The sequence below is a fragment of the Streptomyces sp. NPDC048258 genome, assembly GCF_043201995.1.
Classification (GTDB): domain Bacteria; phylum Actinomycetota; class Actinomycetes; order Streptomycetales; family Streptomycetaceae; genus Streptomyces.
Window position 1 is genome coordinate 1 of the sequence record NZ_JBICZH010000026.1, and the last position, 17,934, is coordinate 17,934.

16 protein-coding genes and 1 tRNA gene are annotated in these 17,934 nt (G+C 71.1%); 7 read left to right on the forward strand and 10 right to left on the reverse strand.

Features of this window, described 5'->3' with window-relative positions; translation table 11 throughout:
* Positions 1-86: 86 nt before the first annotated feature.
* Positions 87-1,016, reverse strand: coding sequence for an aminoglycoside phosphotransferase family protein (locus ACGFYQ_RS36520; protein ID WP_393750712.1), 930 nt, complete (start codon positions 1,014-1,016; stop codon positions 87-89).
* A gap of 307 nt (positions 1,017-1,323) precedes the next feature.
* Between ACGFYQ_RS36520 and ACGFYQ_RS36525 the strand changes: the two genes are divergently transcribed.
* Positions 1,324-2,706, forward strand: coding sequence for an NAD(P)/FAD-dependent oxidoreductase (locus tag ACGFYQ_RS36525; RefSeq protein ID WP_393750714.1), 1,383 nt, complete (start codon positions 1,324-1,326; stop codon positions 2,704-2,706).
* A gap of 85 nt (positions 2,707-2,791) precedes the next feature.
* Here ACGFYQ_RS36525 and ACGFYQ_RS36530 read toward each other — a convergent pair.
* A tRNA-Thr gene (locus ACGFYQ_RS36530) sits at positions 2,792-2,869 on the reverse strand.
* Between the two features lie 397 nt (positions 2,870-3,266).
* Here ACGFYQ_RS36530 and ACGFYQ_RS36535 point away from each other — a divergent pair.
* The 3 genes from ACGFYQ_RS36535 (at position 3,267) to ACGFYQ_RS36545 (ending at position 5,782) form a co-directional block, all read left to right on the forward strand.
* Positions 3,267-4,355, forward strand: coding sequence for an ABC transporter ATP-binding protein (locus tag ACGFYQ_RS36535; protein WP_393750717.1), 1,089 nt, complete (start codon positions 3,267-3,269; stop codon positions 4,353-4,355).
* Positions 4,356-4,565: 210 nt separating this feature from the next.
* The gene (locus tag ACGFYQ_RS36540) at positions 4,566-4,979 is read left to right on the forward strand and encodes a hypothetical protein (protein WP_393750719.1); all 414 of its coding nucleotides are present in this window, start codon (positions 4,566-4,568) and stop codon (positions 4,977-4,979) included.
* Between the two features lie 26 nt (positions 4,980-5,005).
* The gene (locus ACGFYQ_RS36545; RefSeq protein ID WP_393750721.1) at positions 5,006-5,782 is read left to right on the forward strand and encodes an NDP-sugar synthase; all 777 of its coding nucleotides are present in this window, start codon (positions 5,006-5,008) and stop codon (positions 5,780-5,782) included.
* Positions 5,783-5,929: 147 nt separating this feature from the next.
* Here the strand turns inward: ACGFYQ_RS36545 and ACGFYQ_RS36550 are convergent, their stop codons facing one another.
* From ACGFYQ_RS36550 to ACGFYQ_RS36575, 6 genes are all read right to left on the reverse strand, one after another.
* Positions 5,930-7,432 (reverse strand): DoxX family membrane protein, encoded by a 1,503-nt coding sequence (locus ACGFYQ_RS36550; RefSeq protein ID WP_393750724.1) that lies wholly within the window; start codon positions 7,430-7,432, stop codon positions 5,930-5,932.
* 171 nt (positions 7,433-7,603) lie between these two features.
* Complete coding sequence (rlmB, locus tag ACGFYQ_RS36555) at positions 7,604-8,575, reverse strand: 23S rRNA (guanosine(2251)-2'-O)-methyltransferase RlmB (protein ID WP_393750726.1); 972 nt, start codon at positions 8,573-8,575, stop codon at positions 7,604-7,606.
* Positions 8,576-8,670: 95 nt separating this feature from the next.
* Positions 8,671-10,071 carry a cysteine--tRNA ligase gene (cysS, locus tag ACGFYQ_RS36560; protein WP_393750728.1) on the reverse strand — a complete coding sequence of 467 codons (1,401 nt, stop codon included), beginning with the start codon at positions 10,069-10,071 and terminating at the stop codon, positions 8,671-8,673.
* A gap of 94 nt (positions 10,072-10,165) precedes the next feature.
* Positions 10,166-10,669, reverse strand: a complete 504-nt coding sequence (ispF, locus tag ACGFYQ_RS36565) for a 2-C-methyl-D-erythritol 2,4-cyclodiphosphate synthase (RefSeq protein WP_393750730.1) — start codon at positions 10,667-10,669, stop codon at positions 10,166-10,168.
* Positions 10,659-11,414 (reverse strand): 2-C-methyl-D-erythritol 4-phosphate cytidylyltransferase, encoded by a 756-nt coding sequence (gene ispD, locus ACGFYQ_RS36570; protein ID WP_393750732.1) that lies wholly within the window; start codon positions 11,412-11,414, stop codon positions 10,659-10,661. Before ispD ends, ispF begins: the two co-directional genes overlap by 11 nt.
* A gap of 264 nt (positions 11,415-11,678) precedes the next feature.
* Positions 11,679-12,161, reverse strand: coding sequence for a CarD family transcriptional regulator (locus ACGFYQ_RS36575; protein WP_003953493.1), 483 nt, complete (start codon positions 12,159-12,161; stop codon positions 11,679-11,681).
* A gap of 647 nt (positions 12,162-12,808) precedes the next feature.
* Between ACGFYQ_RS36575 and ACGFYQ_RS36580 the strand changes: the two genes are divergently transcribed.
* Positions 12,809-13,489, forward strand: a complete 681-nt coding sequence (locus ACGFYQ_RS36580; RefSeq protein WP_393750734.1) for a DUF461 domain-containing protein — start codon at positions 12,809-12,811, stop codon at positions 13,487-13,489.
* Positions 13,490-13,765: 276 nt separating this feature from the next.
* On the opposite strand, the gene ACGFYQ_RS36585 is transcribed toward ACGFYQ_RS36580, so the two are convergent.
* Both ACGFYQ_RS36585 and ACGFYQ_RS36590 read right to left on the reverse strand, forming a co-directional pair.
* Complete coding sequence (locus ACGFYQ_RS36585; protein ID WP_030387286.1) at positions 13,766-14,446, reverse strand: response regulator transcription factor; 681 nt, start codon at positions 14,444-14,446, stop codon at positions 13,766-13,768.
* Positions 14,443-15,681: a sensor histidine kinase gene (locus ACGFYQ_RS36590; protein WP_393750737.1), complete on the reverse strand. Its 1,239-nt coding sequence runs from the start codon at positions 15,679-15,681 to the stop codon at positions 14,443-14,445. The genes ACGFYQ_RS36585 and ACGFYQ_RS36590 overlap by 4 nt, the downstream gene beginning before the upstream one ends.
* A gap of 214 nt (positions 15,682-15,895) precedes the next feature.
* Here ACGFYQ_RS36590 and phoU point away from each other — a divergent pair, with 214 nt between their 5' ends.
* Positions 15,896-16,573 carry a phosphate signaling complex protein PhoU gene (phoU, locus tag ACGFYQ_RS36595; RefSeq protein ID WP_190187206.1) on the forward strand — a complete coding sequence of 226 codons (678 nt, stop codon included), beginning with the start codon at positions 15,896-15,898 and terminating at the stop codon, positions 16,571-16,573.
* An 811-nt stretch (positions 16,574-17,384) separates the two neighbouring features.
* Positions 17,385-17,870: a hypothetical protein gene (locus tag ACGFYQ_RS36600; RefSeq protein ID WP_393750739.1), complete on the forward strand. Its 486-nt coding sequence runs from the start codon at positions 17,385-17,387 to the stop codon at positions 17,868-17,870.
* Positions 17,871-17,934: the final 64 nt, after the last annotated feature.

Consider the following 17,934-nt stretch of genomic DNA (forward strand, 5'->3'; position numbering starts at 1 on the left):
ACGTGCACACAGTCCGCAAAACAGACGCCGCGAAACCGAAAACGAAGAAGCCCACGACCCCTCGCCCACGCCGCAAGAGTTAAAGATCAAGCTAGAGCCACACCGGTACGCCGCCCCAGCAGCACACCGGCCACGGCCAGTTGCTCCTCCTGGAGCCGCGCCTCCCCGTCCTCCACGTCCCACAGGCAGTTCTGCAGCACCCGCCCCAGCGTCCATGCCCGTGCCCGCTCGCGGTCCAGCGCCAGCACGTCCGTCAGCAGGTCGAACCGCGGGCGCACCTCGTCCACCGCGAAGTTGTTGACGATGGCCGGCAGCAGATCGAACCCCGGATCCCCGGCCAGCGGCTTCGGATCGATCGCCAGCCACTCCTCCCGGCCGCCTTCGCCTCCGCCCAGCACGTTGTCGTAGTGCAGGTCCCAGTGCAGCAACCGGTCCCCCGGCTCCCCCGCCACCTCGGCCACCGCCGCCGCGCAGTCCCGTACCACCCGCCGGTCCCGTTCGTCGCCCAGCCGCGCCAGCGCCCCGGGCACCGCGTCCAGCATCCCGGCGGCCATCCCCCCGAGCCCGCGCAGCCCCGCCGGCGCCGGCACCGCCGTCAGCCGGGCCAGCAGCTCCGCGACCACCTGGACCGCCGCACGGGAATCCCGCTCGGCGACCGCCGACAGGTGCCGTCCCTCGTCGAGCCGCTCCAGCAGCATCGCCCCGGTCGCCCCGTCGTGCTCCAGCAGCCGTACGGAGCCCTCCCCGCCCCACGCGCGCAGCGCGACCGGCTCCCCCACGCTCTCCTCGTCCACCAACTGCAGCTTCAGCGCGGCCGGCGTCCCGTCCAGCCGCTCCACCGGCAGCACCAGAGCCGTCACCCCGTGCATCCCGGCCCCCGTGCGCCGCAGTTCCCACCGCTCCAGGAACCGGCCCGCCAGCGCGGGCAGCCCGGCGATGAACTCCCGCCCCGCAGCCCCGTTGAACCTGATCTGCGCCTCGGCCAGTCCCTCCGGCACCTCCACCACGTCCACCATGCCCCGAGGCTACGACACCCCTAGGTCGTGTCGGCCTCCGCGACCCATCCCCCGTACTAGGTCTCCGCGACGGCCTCGTCGAACGCCGCACCACGGATCCACCAGCACCTGCGCGGTCCGCGGCGCGTCCGCCCGCCCAGCATGCCCACCACGAACCGAACCGCTCGCACCAAAACACGACAAAACCCTCACCACCCTACGGCCCCGGCCACCCCTCCCACATCGACCATCCGGCCTGGAAACACACCCCGAAGCACGACAACCAGTCCCTGGACACCCCTCCGAAACGGGGTGTAGCAACTCCCCCATGACGATCAACGGCGGCATTTCCTTCTGGTACGCGACCGACCACACCACCCCGGCCACCCCACCCCGCGCACCCCTCACCGCCGACGCCACGGCCGACGTCGTCATCGTGGGCGGCGGCTACACCGGCCTGTGGACCGCCTACTACCTCAAGGAATCCGCACCCGACCTCCGCGTCACCGTCCTGGAGCAGAAGTTCTGCGGCTACGGCGCCTCCGGCCGCAACGGCGGCTGGCTCTACAACGGCATCGCCGGCCGCGACCGCTACGCCACGCTCCACGGCCACCAGGCCGCCCTCCGCCTCCAGCGCGCCATGAACGACACCGTCACCGAGGTCATCGACATCGCCGCCAAGGAAGGCATCGACGCCGACATCCACCGCGGCGGCGTCCTCGAAGTCGCCCGCACCCCCGCCCAGCTCACCCGCCTCAAGGCCTTCCACGCCGGCGAACTCTCCTTCGGCGAGACCGACCGCGAGCTCTACGACGCCACCGACACCCGCGCCCGCATCGACATCGCGGACGCCGTCGGCTCCACCTGGACCCCGCACGGCGCCCGCGTCCACCCGCTGAAGCTGGCCAAGGGCCTGGCCGCGGCCTGCGAACGCCTCGGCGTGGTGATCCACGAATCCACCCCGGTCACGGAAATCTCCGCCGGGAAGGCGGTCACCCCTTACGGGACGGTCCGTGCCCCGTACGTCCTGCGCTGCACGGAGGGGTTCACCGCCGCCCTCAAGGGCCAGAAGCGCTCGTGGCTCCCGATGAACTCCTCGATGATCGTGACGGCCCCGATCCCGGAGTCGACCTGGAAGCAGCTGGCCTGGTCGGACTCGTCACTCCTGGGGGACATGGCCCACGCCTACATGTACGCCCAGCGCACCGCCGACGACCGCATCGCGATCGGCGGCCGCGGGGTCCCGTACCGCTTCGGCTCCCGCACGGACCATGACGGCCGCACCCAGCCGGCCACCATCGACTCCCTCCGCGACCTGCTCTTCTCCTTCTTCCCGGCCCTCACCGGCACGGAGATCACCCACGCCTGGTCGGGCGTCCTCGGCGTCCCGCGCGACTGGTGCGCCACCGTCGCCCTGGACGCCACCACGGGCCTGGGCTGGGCGGGCGGCTACGTCGGCTCGGGCGTCGCCACCACCAACCTCGCCGGCCGCACCCTCCGCGACCTGGTCCTCGGCAACTCCACGGACCTGACCACCCTCCCGTGGGTGGGCCACCGCGTCCGCCGCTGGGAACCGGAACCCTTCCGCTGGCTCGGCGTCCAGGCCCTCTACGCCGCCTACCGCGAGGCGGACCGCCGCGAAACCCTCACCCACACCCCGGCCACAACCCCCCTGGCCCGCCTGGCCGACCGCATCTCAGGCCGCCACTGACCCCACGGAAAAAGGCCCCGGGTGATCACCCGGGGCCTTCCTCGTCCGTACACATTCCCTTGATCGCCACGCCTCCGACCCGGGATGGAGCCCCCTGTCGGATTCGAACCGACGACCTACGCATTACAAGTGCGTTGCTCTGGCCGGACTGAGCTAAGGAGGCACAACACCACCCGCAAACCCACTGCGCGCGGAGCCGCCATCACTCTACACAGGGCCCGATTCCCCAGGCCATCACATTGAAGTCGCACCCGAAACCACCCACGCGCACGTTCACCGGACGAACTGACGTGCCGCTCAAGCCGAGATCGCGAGGCCCCTCCCGGAGGTGTTCAGAAACCCACCGGGTACCCGACCCGGTCGGGATGTCGGGCAGGGCCGGGAGGATCTCGTAGACGGTCACGGGTGGCATGGAAGCAGCCGGGTCCGGCAATCCGGGGCGCTCGGGTGCTGACAGGAGGCGTCGCGGCAGGTAGCGTCGGGCGGAGTCCAGTCAGCTGGACTAGACCTTCCACTCGGATCGTCCGGCACGTTCCTGCCGGTAGAAGGGATTCATCACCATGGCTTCTGTCACTTTCGACAAGGCGACCCGGCTGTACCCCGGCGGCGACAAGCCCGCCGTCGACCAGTTGGAGCTGGAGATCGAGGACGGCGAGTTCCTCGTCCTCGTCGGTCCGTCCGGCTGCGGCAAGTCCACCTCGCTGCGCATGCTCGCCGGCCTGGAGGACGTCAACGGCGGTGCCATCCGCATCGGTGACCGCGACGTCACGCACCTGCCGCCCAAGGACCGGGACATCGCGATGGTGTTCCAGAACTACGCGCTCTACCCGCACATGTCCGTCGCCGACAACATGGGCTTCGCGCTCAAGATCGCCGGCGAGGACAAGGCCACCATCCGCAAGAAGGTGGAGGACGCGGCGAAGATGCTGGACCTGACCCAGTACCTCGACCGCAAGCCGAAGGCGCTCTCCGGCGGCCAGCGCCAGCGCGTCGCCATGGGCCGCGCCATCGTGCGCAAGCCGCAGGTGTTCCTGATGGACGAGCCGCTGTCGAACCTCGACGCCAAGCTCCGCGTGTCCACCCGTACGCAGATCGCGGCGCTCCAGCGCGACCTCGGCATCACCACCGTCTACGTCACCCACGACCAGGTCGAGGCCATGACGATGGGCGACCGCGTGGCGGTCCTCAAGGACGGGCTGCTCCAGCAGGTCGACACCCCGCGCAACATGTACGACCGCCCGGCGAACCTGTTCGTCGCGGGCTTCATCGGCTCCCCGGCCATGAACCTGGTCGAGGTCCCGATCACCGACGGCGGTGTGAAGTTCGGCGACAGCGTGGTCCCGGTGTCGCGCGAGGCGCTGTCGGCCGCGGCCGACGCGGGCGACCGTACCGTCACGGTGGGCGTGCGCCCGGAGCACTTCGACATCGCCGAGTCCGGCGGTCTGACGATGGTCGTGAACGTGGTCGAGGAGCTCGGAGCCGACGGGTACGTGTACGGATCGGCGACCTCCGCCGCGGGTTCGCAGGACCTCGTGGTCCGCGTGGGCGGCCGTCAGGTGCCCGAGAAGGGTTCGAGCCTGCACGTGGTGCCGCGGGCCGGCGAGATCCACGTGTTCTCGACCTCCTCCGGCGAGCGGCTCTCCGGCTGACACCGCCGGGGCGACTGAGGCAGTGAGAAGGGGCGTTCCGTCTGACGGGACGCCCCTTCCCGCGACCGCTCGGCGCCGCGCGGCAACTCCGGCAGACCGGGCCATTCAGCCCCGACCCGTCAACCCGTAATTCGAAAAGCCACGTCGAACCATCCCTCGTCAGGGTGACTAAATGTCGCCATATCTTCACCGAGCGCTACTCTCGCCCTCGTGACCCACACTGCCCGCCGTATCGGCCGTTCCCTCGCCCTGGTCCTGCCCGTCGTCCTGGTCCTGTCCGGGACCCTCGCGGTCACCATGGTCCCCTGGGCGGACACTTCCTCCTCCCAGATCCTGACCGCCTCCGCCGAGGACGTCTCCGTCCCCGCGAAGCCGCGCGCGACGCAGGACCTGCTGCGCGACAAGCTCGTCGGCGAGATCCAGCAGGGCCAGGAGCCGGGTGACGTCCTGACCCACCTCCAGCAGGAGGTGAACAAGCGGCCGTCGCTGGCCGAGCACTGCGTGGGGATCGCGCGGGCGCTGGGACGGGCGGCCGTCGACGCGTACGGTCCGACGAAGGCCCAGTCCTTCGCCCGTCCCGTCTGCGACACCTCCTATGCGACCGGCGTCGCCTCCATGGGCTGACCCGCCGCGTCCCTACGCTGGCCGGCATGACCGACGCCGAACCCGCACTCTCCGCACCCCGATCCGCCCCTCCCGCAGCCGCGTTCCCCGCCGCCCCCACCCAGGCAGTCGTCCTGGCGGGCGGCCAGGGTTCGCGGCTGCGGCCGTACACGGACGACCGTCCGAAGCCGATGGTCGAGATCCCGGGGACGGGCGTGCCGATCATCGGGCACCAGCTGGCCTGGCTGGCCTCGGAGGGGGTCACGGACGCCGTGGTCTCGTGCGGGCATCTCGCCGGTGTGCTCCAGGAGTGGCTGGCGGGGGCGGTGTTGCCGCTGCGCGTGACGACGGTGGTGGAGGAGGAGCCGCTCGGGCGGGGCGGGGGCCTGAAGCACGCGGCACGCCGTCTCCCGCACCCGGACCGGGCCTGGTACGCGACGAACGGCGACATCTGGACGCGTTTCTCGCTGCGCGAGATGGCCGCTTTCCACGCGGAGCGCGGCGCCGTGGCGACGCTCGCGCTGGCCCGTCCGCGGATTCCGTGGGGGGTGGTGGAGACGAACGAGTTCGGGCAGGTGCTGGACTTCATCGAGGCTCCGCCGTCGCCCTATCCGGTCAATGCGGGCGTGTACGTCTTCGGGCCCGAATTCGCCGCGCTGCTGCCGGACTTGGGGGACCACGAGCGGACCACGTTCCCGCGGCTGGCGCGCGAGCGCCGCCTGGCGGGCTTCCCGCTGCCCCAGGGGGCCTACTGGCGGGCGATCGACACGGCGAAAGACCTGACCGAGGCCGCACGGGAGTTGGCGGCTCAGACGGGCCCCTGAGGCCCTTCACGGGCCATATGTCGTATGCCACGTGCCGTACGGTGCTTCGCGCGCCCGGCACACGCGGAGGGGCCCGGCACGCCGTGCGGCGTGCCGGGCCCCTCGTTCCGTCCGGGCTGTCGAGCCTGTCGAGGCTGTCGGGAGTGCTCAGCCGATGATTCCGCCGATGAGGCCGGGCTGTTTCGTCGGGGTCCCTCCGCTCGTGGACCCCGAGGTGGTCGGCGCCTTCGGTGAGGTGGACTGCCGCGGTGTGCTGCGCGGGGTCTGCCTGCCGGTGGTGCCCTTCGTCGCGGTGGGCGACTCGGAGCGGGTTCCGGCGGTCTCGCGGGCGGGGGCGCCGGAAGCGGTCTTGCCGGACTTCGCGGCCGGTTCGGTGGGGGTGGCGGAGGGCTGCGGCGCCTTGGAGGGCTGCTGCTGCGTGGGCTGCTGCCTGGCCGGTGCCTGCGGCAGCGGGCGGCCGGGCAGGTAGTTGCTGGGGGCCTGCCCCGGTCCGGGCACGGTGACCACGGTGGTGGAGCGGACGGCGCCGCCGAGGAGCGAGCCGACGAGCAGGGTGAGCCCGCACACGACGGTGGCCATGACGGCTCCGCGGCGCAGGACCCGCCGGCGCAGCTGCCAGACCTCGGAACGCGGTCCGAGGGTGCGCCAGGCTTCGCCGGCGAGGCGCCCGTCGAGGGAGTAGACCGGCGCGCCCGCGATGATCAGCGGGCTCCAGGCGGCGAGGTAGATGATGTCGGGCGCGTCGTAGGCCGGGACGGTCTTCCAGCTCACCGTCATCAGCAGCGCGGCGGAGAGCAGCGCCCCGAAGCAGGCGGCGAACCGCTGCCACAGGCCGAACACGGTCAGCACGCCCACGATGACCTGGAGGAACGCCACGGTGAGACCGGCTCCGACCGGGTGCGCGAGCGCGAAGTCGCGCAGCGGTTCGGCGAGGGCCCAGGGGTGGAGGGTGCGCAGCCAGGTGACCATGGAGCCGCGCTCGCCGCCGTCGAAGTAGACGGGGTCGCACAGCTTGCCCATGCCGGCGTAGATGGAGATGAAGCCGAGGAAGACGCGCAGCGGGAGCAGCACGACGCCGAGGTTCATCCGGCGGCCGGGGTAGTAGGAGGCCTGTGCGCGCGTGTCGGGGCCGGGCCGCCGGGAGTCCGCGCCGGGGCCGGTGCCGGCTCCGGGCGGGTTCCCGTACGGCAGGTCCCGTACGGCGGCCATGGGGCGCGTCTCGTCGGGGGACCCGTAGGTGCGCTGGCCGATGACGGTCGGCCTGGCCAGGGTGTCGTCGGCGAGGTCGTGGGCCAGGTCGAGGCGCGGGATGACCTGGGTGGCGCCGCCGTCGTACTCGTCGTGGCCGCGGCCGGCCTCCCGTACGGCCTGGAGGAGTCCGCCCATGGCAGCGGAGTCACCGGCCTCCGACCTGCCGCTCCAGACCACGGGGGATCTGCGGCGGGTCGCCCCGGCGGCGACCACCGCGCCGCCCAGGACGGGTGCCCGGCCCGGGGCGTTCGCGGGCTTGGAACGCGCGCTCGGGCTCGGTGCGAGCCGCACGCGGAAGCTGGCGTGGTTGACGATGACCTGTGCGGGGTCGCACGGCACCTTGACCATGCTCAGCGCGGGCTGGTCGTCGAACCCTGACGTTCTGGTGTCCACACTCATCTAACCGAGTGATCAGTGTTTAGGACACTGCCTTGACACCAGGGATGTGTCCGAGACCCGTCAAGATCAAGCCACCCCGCCCATAACGGGCGGGGTGACACGCTCACGGGTCACTTTCCGTGAGCCAAGTGGATCAAGCGGATCGCGCGGATCGGGGCCGGTCAGGGCAGATCAGACGCGACCGCGGTCCGCGCGGCGGCGGGCGGCCTCGTAGAGCACGACGCCGGCGGCGACACCGGCGTTGAGGGACTCGGCGCCGCCCGGCATCGGGATGCGGACGAGGTAGTCGCAGTTCTCGCCGACGAGGCGGCCGAGGCCCTTGCCCTCGGAGCCGACGACGATGACGACCGGGCCGCCGAGCGCGTCCAGGTCGCTCACCGTGTGCGTGCCCTCGGCGGCGAGGCCGACGATGGTGATGCCGGCCTTCTTGTAGTCCTGGAGGGCGCGGGTCAGGTTGGTGACGCGGGAGACCGGGGTACGGGCGGCGGTGCCGGCCGAGGTCTTCCAGGCGCCGGCGGTCATGCCGGCGGCGCGGCGCTCGGGGATGACCACGCCGTGGCCGCCGAAGGCGGAGACGGAGCGGACGATCGCGCCGAGGTTGCGCGGGTCGGTGACACCGTCGAGGGCGACGATCAGCGGGTCGTCGCCGTCGTCGTACGCGGCCGCGGTGAGGTCCTCGGGGTGCGCGTACTCGTACGGCGGGACCTGCAGGACCAGGCCCTGGTGATTGAGCCCGTTGGTCATGCGGTCGAGCTCGGGGCGCGGGGCTTCCATCAGGTTGATGTTGCCGCGCTCGGCGGCGAGCTGGAGGGCCTCGCGGACGCGCTCGTCGTTGTCGATGAACTGCTGGACGTAGAGGGTGGTGGCGGGAACGCCGTCGCGCAGCGCCTCGAAGACCGGGTTGCGGCCGACGACCATCTCGCTGGTGCCCTTGGGGCCGCCGCGGCGGGGGGCCGGGCGGCGCTTGGCGGCCTGGCGCGCGATGGCGTTGCTGATGCGGTTCGCCTTGTGCTTCTTGCGGTCCTCGGCCTTGGGCGTGGGGCCCTTGCCTTCCAGGCCCTTGCGCCGCTGGCCACCGCTGCCGACCGTCGCGCCCTTCTTGTTGGACGTGCGGCGGTTCCTGCGCTGGCTGTTCCCGGCCATGACTTCTACCTGTTTTCGTTGATGCTGCGATATGTACGTATGAAGAGTGTGCCGCCCGGGACGCCGGGCAGCACACCAAGCTCAGCTGCCGGGGCTCAGCGGGGGCCGAGCGTCCAGCGCGGGCCCGTCGGGCTGTCCTCGATGACCAGTCCGGACTGCTGGAGCTGGTCGCGGATGGCGTCGGCGGTGGCCCAGTCCTTGCGGGCGCGGGCGGACTCGCGCTGCTCCAGGACGAGGCGTACGAGCGTGTCGACGGCGCCGTGGAGGTCCTCGCCGCGGTCCGTCTCCTCGGCCCAGTGCGGGTCGAGCGGGTCCAGGCCGAGGACGCCGAGCATGGCCCGCACCTCGGACAGCCGGGCGATGGCCGCGTCCTTGTCGTCGGCGGCGAGCGCGCTGTTGCCCTGGCGGACGGTGGTGTGGACGATGGCGAGCGCCTGCGGGACGCCCAGGTCGTCGTCCATGGCCTCGGCGAAGGCGGGCGGGACCTCGGCGGCGGGCTCGACGGCCCCGCCCGCCTTCTCGATGACGCGCTGGTAGAAGCCCTCGATGCGGGCGAAGGCGGACTCCGCCTCGCGCAGGGCCTCCTCGCTGTACTCGATCATCGACCGGTAGTGCGGGGTACCGAGGTAGTAGCGCAGGACGATCGGACGCCACTGCTTGACCATCTCGGACACGAGGACCGAGTTCCCGAGGGACTTGGACATCTTCTCGCCGGACATGGTGACCCAGGCGTTGTGGACCCAGAACTTCGCGAACTCGTCGCCGAAGGCCTTGGCCTGGGCGATCTCGTTCTCGTGGTGCGGGAAGATCAGGTCCAGGCCGCCGCCGTGGATGTCGAAGGCCTCGCCGAGGTACTTGTGCGCCATGGCGGAGCACTCCAGGTGCCAGCCGGGGCGGCCCCGGCCCCACGGGGTCTCCCAGGAGGGCTCGCCGGGCTTGACGGACTTCCACATGGCGAAGTCGCGGGCGTCGCGCTTGCCGGTCTCGCCGGTGCTCTCGGGCTGGCGGATGTTGTCGAGCTCCTGGCGGGAGAGCGCGAGGTAGTCCGGGTAGGACTTCACGTCGAAGTAGACGTTGCCCTCGGACTCGTAGGCGTGGCCGCGCTCGATGAGGCCGCGCATCATCTCGACCATCTCGGTGACGTGGCCGGTGGCGCGGGGCTCGTAGGTGGGCGGGAGGCAGCCGAGGGCGGCGTAGCCGTCGTTGAAGGCACGCTCGTTCTCGTAGCCGATGGACCACCAGGGGCGGCGCTGCTCGCCGGACTTCGCGATGATCTTGTCGTCGATGTCCGTGACGTTGCGGATGAAGGTGACCTCGTAGCCCCGGTACTCGAACCAGCGGCGCATCATGTCGAAGTTGAGGCCCGACCGGATGTGCCCGATGTGCGGGGCTGCCTGCACCGTGGCGCCACACAGGTAGATCGAGACACAGCCCGGGACGAGCGGGGTGAAGTCGCGGATCTGCCGGGCGCTGGTGTCGTACAGGCGAATAGTCACGGCATCCAGGGTAGTGCGCGTATAGCAGTGCCCCGCGACCCTTTGGGGCCCCGGGGCACCTTTGTTGCCGAAGAAGTGCCGCCTCCGGGTGTTTTCAGGTCTGGTTCGTCCGGTACACGAGGGCTGTGGCGATGGCGGCGAGCCCTTCGGCGCGGCCGGTGAGGCCCAGTCCGTCGGTGGTGGTGCCGGAGACGGAGACGGGGGCGCCCGCCGCGGCGGCGAGCGCCTTCTGCGCCTCTTCGCGCCGTTTGCCGATCTTCGGGCGTACGCCGATCACCTGGATGGCGATGTTGCCGATCTCGAAGCCCTCGGCGCGGACGATACGGGCGGCCTCCGCCAGGAGGGTGACGCCGGCGGCGCCCGACCACTCGGGGCGGGAGGTGCCGAAGTGCGCGCCGAGGTCTCCGACGCCGGCGGCGGAGAAGAGGGCGTCGCACGCGGCGTGCGCGGCGACGTCGCCGTCGGAGTGTCCGGCCAGGCCGTCCTCCCCCTCCCACAGCAGCCCGGCGCACCACAGCTCGCGGCCGGTCTCGAAGGCGTGCACGTCGGTGCCGATGCCGACGAGCGGGATCAGGGGACCAGCGGGACTAGTACGCATCGGTGGCCCTCCTGCGGGCGAGTACGGCCTCGGCGAGGACCAGGTCGAGGGGGCGGGTGACCTTGAAGGCCTCTTCGTGGCCGGGGATGACCACGACGGTGACACCGAGGCGTTCCACCATGCCGGCGTCGTCGGTGGCGCCCTCGCCGTCCGCCGTGCCCGCCGCGAACTCCTCGTGGGCACGCCGGAGGGTGGCGAGGTCGAAGCCCTGGGGGGTCTGTACGGCGCGCAGCCGGGCCCGCTCGGGGGTGGCGAGGACGGGCTCGGGCTCGCCGGGCTTGCCGGGCTCGACCTCCTTGACGGTGTCGGCCAGCGGCAGGGCGGGGACCACGGCGGGGGCTCCGTCGCGGACGGCGTCGACGACGGAGTCCACGGTGTCGACGGGGACCAGCGGGCGGGCCGCGTCGTGGACGAGCACGGAGGTGACGTCCGGGGGGAGCGCGTCCAGGCCGGCGCGTACGGACTCCTGGCGGGTCTCCCCGCCGGGGACGACCAGGATCTCGGTGCGGTCGGGCAGCGCGTGCTCGTTCAGCAGGAGGCGCACCTCGGCGGCGCCGTCGGAGGGGGCCACGACGACCACGAGGGAGACCGCGCGGGAGCGGGCCATCGCGCGGACGGCGTGGATGAGCATCGGGGTACCGCCGAGGGCCCGCAGGGCCTTGGGGGCGCCGGGGCCGAGGCGTACCCCGCGGCCGGCGGCCGGGATCACCGCGGCGGTGCGGTGGGGGCGCGTTTCGTCAGACATCAGTAGCTCCGAGCCAGGTTTGTGACTTCGGCCGACATGGGTATGGCCCTGGGGGTACCCCCCGGCACGCCAGTGAGGTAGCAGGTTTGAGGCAGCAGGTTTGAGGTAGCAGGGTTGAGGTAGCGGTCACCAGAAGATCATGAAAACAGACATGCCGCAGCGCCCGGCGACAGGCCCCTCGTGGAGGAGAGGCAGTGTCATCGGGCACCACGGCACAACTGTGTACACACTGTTTTGATGAACTTCAATGAACGGGAACTCGCGTCAGGACGCGAGAACCTCGTCGAGGAGGGCCTCGGCCTTGTCCTCGTTCGTGTTCTCGGCGAGCGCGAGCTCGCTCACCAGAATCTGACGCGCCTTCGCGAGCATGCGCTTCTCACCCGCGGAAAGCCCGCGCTCACGCTCACGACGCCACAGGTCACGCACCACTTCGGCGACCTTGATGACATCGCCAGAAGCGAGCTTCTCCAGATTTGCCTTGTAGCGCCGGGACCAGTTCGTCGGCTCTTCTGCATACGGTGCGCGAAGCACCTCGAAGACCCGGTCCAGCCCGTCCTGGCCGACTACGTCGCGAACGCCGACGAACTCCGCATTGTCCGCAGGCACACGAACCGTCAGGTCGCCCTGGGCGACCTTGAGCACCAAGTAGGTCTTGTCCACGCCTTTGATCTGACGAGTCTCAATGGCCTCGATCAGCGCGGCCCCGTGATGGGGATAGACCACGGTGTCGCCAACCTTGAACGTCATGTGACAGGTACCCCTTCCGTGGCTATCCAGGGTAACACGAGAACTGACCGTTATGAATGGCGTTTTCGCAGGTCAGGGCACATCTCGGGGCTTGACAACAGCGACAGGAACGTGCTGCGGAAGGCTTCCGGAAGGGGGTATTCGCAGGTCGGGGGTGCTGTGCGGACCAGGCGAAAGGGCCACGCTACACCCGCCGGGCACGGCCGCCAGTGTGACGTACGTCCCGTTTTGCCGGTTTTGGAGTCGGGAAACCGAACTACTCCGTTGGGCTGGCGGGCGCCCGTACGCAGCGGGTTCCGGCCCAATCCTGAATTGATCACGAAGTGGCGTTCGGGGAATCCGGAAATTGATCACGGGGCACCAAGCGCACGATATGCGCGCGCCACAAGATCGGCGCGGCGAAGGGCAAGGGGAACGGCGCGGGGAACGACACGGGGAACGGCACGGGGAACGGCACGCGAATGCAAGATCGCGGGGCGGGCGGGACAGCCCGCCCGGAGCGGCCGCCGCGCTGCGGAGGGTCGGGTGCGGGGGCGGGGCGGCGGCTCGGTAACCTAAGCGCGCTGACACACCCTTAGAGCGGCTTTACCTCGGCCGTTCCGAGAGCCCACCCGCCCCTTCCGTTCGTCCAAGGAGTTGCCGCCGCCGTGAGCCGCAGCCTTCGACGCGGCGCCCTCGCCGCCACCGCCGTCGTGTTCTCGATCGCCTCGCTGGCCGCGTGCGGTGCGGGCAACGACGCGCAGACTCTCCAGATCAAGCCGGACAACGCCGCCGTCACCAAGGGCGACATCAAGGTCCAGAACGCACTGGTGATCACCCAGGGCCAGAAGGACAAGAAGGGCCCCGCCTCCGTCTCGGCGACGGTCTTCAACGCCGGCGCCAAGCCGCAGACCCTCGACGGCATCACCCTCCCGGGTGGTAAGGGCAAGGTCGTGCTGAAGGCGGCCGAGGGCAGCGGCAAGGTCACCGTGCCGGCCGGCGGCTCCGTGGTGCTGGGCGGCAAGGGCAACCCCTCCGCCGTGATCGAGAACGGCGCCGAGGCGGCCAAGGACGGCGACGTTCAGGCCGTCGTCTTCCAGCTGAGCAGCACCGGCGACGTCGCGCTGGAGGCCTTCGTGGTTCCCGCCACCGGCATGTACGCGGGCTTCGGCCCGACCGCGGCCCCGGCCCCGGCCGCCGGCTCCACCCCGTCGGGCAGCCCCTCCGGCAGCCCGTCCGGCAGCCCCTCGGGTGCCGCCACCGGCGCGGCCTCGGGCCCCTCCGGCTCCCCGTCGGGCAGCGCCGCCGGTACGCCGTCGGGTGCCGCCTCGCACAGCGCGGGCCACTGAGGCACGGAGCGGCGTACGCGTACGCACACGGGAAGGGCCCCGGTCGCAACGGCGACCGGGGCCCTTCCCGCATGTACAGCTGTGTACGACGTCGGCTTACGGCTCGGACGTGTAGCCGGGGCCACGCACCGTGACCAGGTAGCGCGGCGCGCCCGGGTCCGGCTCGAACCCCCTCCCGCGTGCGCCCCTCGCACGGCGAGGCCCAGGGGGCCTCACCGGCTTCGGGACGCTGCGCCGGCCTCCGGCCGGCCGTGGGACCTCGGGGACGACGTCGGCTTACGGCTCGAACTTGTAGCCGAGGCCACGCACCGTGACCAGGTAGCGCGGCGCCCCCGGGTCCGGCTCGATCTTGGCGCGCAGGCGCTTGACGTGGACGTCCAGGGTCTTGGTGTCACCGACGTAGTCGGCGCCCCAGACCCGGTCGATCAGCTGCATACGGGTCAGTACGCGGCCCGCGTTGCGCAGCAGCATCTCCAGCAGGTCGAACTCCTTCAGCGGGAGGTCCACCTTCCCGCCGGCGACGGTGACCACGTGACGGTCGACGTCCATGCGTACGGGGCCCGCCTCCAGGGCCGCCGGGGTGACCTCCTCCGGCTCGCCGCGGCGGCGCAGGACCGCGCGGATGCGGGCGACCAGCTCCCGCGAGGAGAAGGGCTTGGTGACGTAGTCATCGGCTCCTATCTCCAGCCCGACGACCTTGTCGATCTCGCTGTCCTTGGCCGTCACCATGATCACGGGGACGTTGGAGCGGCCGCGCAGCTGCCGGCAGACCTCCGTGCCGGGCAGGCCGGGGAGCATCAGGTCGAGGAGGACGAGGTCGGCGCCGTTGCGCTCGAACTCGTCCAGTCCGTCGGGCCCCGTCGCGGCGATGGCGACTTCGAAGCCCTCCTTGCGGAGCATGTAGGACAGGGCGTCGCTGAATGATTCCTCATCCTCGACGACGAGCACTCGGGTCACGGAAGGACCTCCGGGGCAGGAATGGCTGTTGCTGATTCAGGCAGGGACGGTGCGGAGGCGGGGGCCGTCGCCGGGGCCGGCGCGGCCGCTTCGGGGAGTCGCAGCGTGAACGTGGAGCCCTGGCCCTCCGAGCTCCACACCGACACCTCCCCGCCGTGCGAGGCCGCTACATGCTTCACGATCGCAAGGCCGAGGCCCGTTCCTCCCGTGGCACGGGAGCGGGCCGGGTCCACGCGGTAGAAGCGCTCGAAGATGCGCTCGCGGTCCTTTTCCGGGATGCCGATGCCCTGGTCGGTCACGGCGATCTCGATCAAGTCTCCCCCGGGTGCCGCCACCCTGCGCCCGGCTATGCCGACGCGGGTGCGGGCGGGGCTGTAGTTGACGGCGTTCTCGACCAGATTTCCGAGGGCGGCGGCGAGCTGTCCGCGGTTGCCCCAGACGCGCAGGTCGGCGGTGCCGCCCGCGGCCATGGTGATCTGCTTGGAGGACGCCGTGTGGCGACAGCGGTCGATGGCCTCGGCGACCAGCGTGTCCACGCGGACGGGCTCGGCGTCCTCCAGCGGGTCGTCGTTCTGCACCCGGGAGAGGTCGATGAGCTCCTGCACGAGGTTGATCAGCCGGGTGGCCTCGATCTGCATGCGGCCCGCGAAGCGGCTGACCGCCTCGGGGTCGTCCGAAGCGTCCATGACGGCCTCGGACAGCAGGGAGATCGCGCCGACCGGCGTTTTCAGCTCGTGCGACACGTTGGCGACGAAGTCGCGGCGTACGGCTTCGATGCGGCGCGCCTCGGTGAGGTCCTCGACCAGGAGGAGCACGAGGCGGGAGCCGAGCGGAGCGACGCGCGCCGAGACGGCCAGGGCCTCGCCACGGCCGGTGCCGCGCCGGGGGAGGTCCAGCTCGACCTGGCGTATCTCCCCGTCGCGGCGGGTGTCGCGGGCCATGTGGAGCATGGGTTCCACGGCGAGCTTCCCGCCGCGGACCAGCCCGAGGGCGTACGCCGCCGAGCTGGCCTTGACCACCGCGTCGCCCTCGTCCAGTACGACGGCGGAGGAGCGGAGCACGGACAGGACGGTGTCCACGCCGGGCGGGAGTACCGCGTTGATGTCGGGGCGCATGGAGCTCCGGGTGGGGCGGGCCTGGTCGCGCTCGCTCCAGCGGAACGCCAGCATGGCGATGACACCGGTGCAAAGACCGGCTATCGCTGCAGCTGCGGCGACCGCCGCGTTCACGTCCATGCATCCAGGTTAAGCAGGCGCAACGACACTTCCACAGCCGTTCGGGTGGCACCTCGAACAGTCGTCGCCCAGAGTTCACCCTGGCGACGGGGTTGATTCACTTGTGGTGCCGGAGTCGGACGCGTTTCCGGCTCACCGTGTCAACGTGGGGCAAGAGGCCACCCCGGCCGGCCCCCGGGCAGTAGTGCTGTAGGTCAAGAGAGGGACACCAGACATGCGTGACGCGTACCACGAGGAACTGGACTCGATCGGTGAGAGCCTGGTCGAGATGGCCCGGCTGGTCGGTTCCGCGATCGGGCGGGCCACGACGTCCATGCTCGACGCAGACCTGAAGCTCGCCGAGAGTGTCATCGCCGCCGACCAGAAGGTCGACGACCTCCAGCACGACCTGGAGGCCCGCGCCATCGCTCTGCTGGCCCGGCAGCAGCCGGTCGCCACCGACCTGCGCATCGTCGTGACCTCGCTGCGGATGAGCGCGGACCTGGAGCGCAGCGGCGACCTGGCCCAGCACGTGGCCAAGCTGGCCCGGCTGCGCTTCCCGGACACCGCCGTGCCGCGGGACCTGCACGCCACCATCCTGGAGATGGGCCAGCTGGCGCAGCGGCTGATGGCGAAGGCCGCCGAGGTCATCATCACCAAGGACGTCGACCTCGCGCTCCAGCTGGAGCAGGACGACGACGAGATGGACCAGCTGCACCGCACGCTGTTCCAGCACCTGATGGACGACCGCTGGAAGCACGGCATCGAGACCGCGGTGGACGTGACGCTGCTGGGCCGCTACTACGAGCGCTTCGCGGACCACGCGGTGTCGGTGGCCAAGCGCGTGGTCTACCTGGTGACGGGAGAGCACGCGGACGAGCTGCAGCCGCCGACCCAGGTCGAGGGCGTCTGACCGTACGGGCACCGGCCGGGCGGCGACCGGGCACGGGCGGGGTGGCGAGCCCCAATGCGCCGTTGACGCGCCGGTGTGGCTGGGCATGAATGAGGCGAGGCGGTCCATCGTGCGAAGTCCCGTACGCCGCCCGCGAGGAGGAACCATGCCCGATTCCCCCGTACCCATCACTCCGGAGCAGGAGCAGCCGCCGAGGCCGGAACCACTGCGCCTCCCGCTGCTCGCAGCCTGCGGCTGCGGCTCGGGCTGCGGCTGCGGCTGCCAGTCCGGTGCCCCCTGCCAGTGCGGCGGCTGACCCGCCCGCCCCGGCTCGACGCACGCGAAGGGCCCCGTCCGAATTCCTTCGGCCGGGGCCCGTTCCGTGCGGGGGAGCCACTGCTCGCCCTGCCCTGGTGAGGGATCACTTCCCCGGAATACGGGTGAGGTGCGTGCCGTTGTCGATCAGCCGGCCGCGGTCTTGGCCTTCTGGCGTTCTTCCGGCGTGACGCACAGGACGTCGCCGTCGAAACTGTCACGCCAGACGTAGCCCGGCTTACACCTGCTCGGCCCGTAGGCGCCGCCGGGCTGGCGGTTGGGACTCAAGTAGTCGTGACGGCGACACTCCCGTCACGACACGGAAGAACGTGACTTGACGGGACGGAGCGGCGGCGTCGGGGGTGGCGTACGAGCGTCGTCAAGTTCCGAATCTCCGGGCCATGACTCCCGGCCTCTGTCCGGGGCCCAATGGAGTCACGGTCAAGGCGCACACAGCGCGGACAGACCGCATGCCTGATCCGGAAATGCCCGCGAATCCCGTAAGGACCCCCTCCTCATGGCCAGCATCCGAACCCTCGCCCCCCTCATGATCGCCCCCCTGCTCGCCGCAGGAGCGATCTCCCTCACCACCACCGCGCACGCCGCACCGACCACCACCACCGGCGTCACCACCGAGGACAAGCCCCGTCCCGGCACCGGCCTCCTTACAGGCCTCAGCAAGGTGGGAGCACTCACCAAGATCGGCCCGAACACCGCCGCCGGCGGCGACACCGAACCTCCCGCCATCCCCAACGTTTACAAGATCGGCCGCATCTCCGTCATCAAGCGTGTCGACATTCCCAAGGGCTCCGACCCCATCATGACCGACGAGACCCACGAAGGCGGGGGCGGCAACGTAGCGCCGCCTGACCCCGGGGGCAGCACTGGTGGCGTCCCCAGCCCCAAGCCGGAGCCCGAGCCCGGCACGGACGACCGCGGGCCTCGCCAGGACAGCGACTACGCCGTCTGGACCGACCCGAACCCCGGCCCCGTCGTCCACTGAGCCCGGGTGCGAGAGCGCCGCTCGGTGGCGCCCGGAGCAGACGAAAGCCCCTGACCTGCACCGT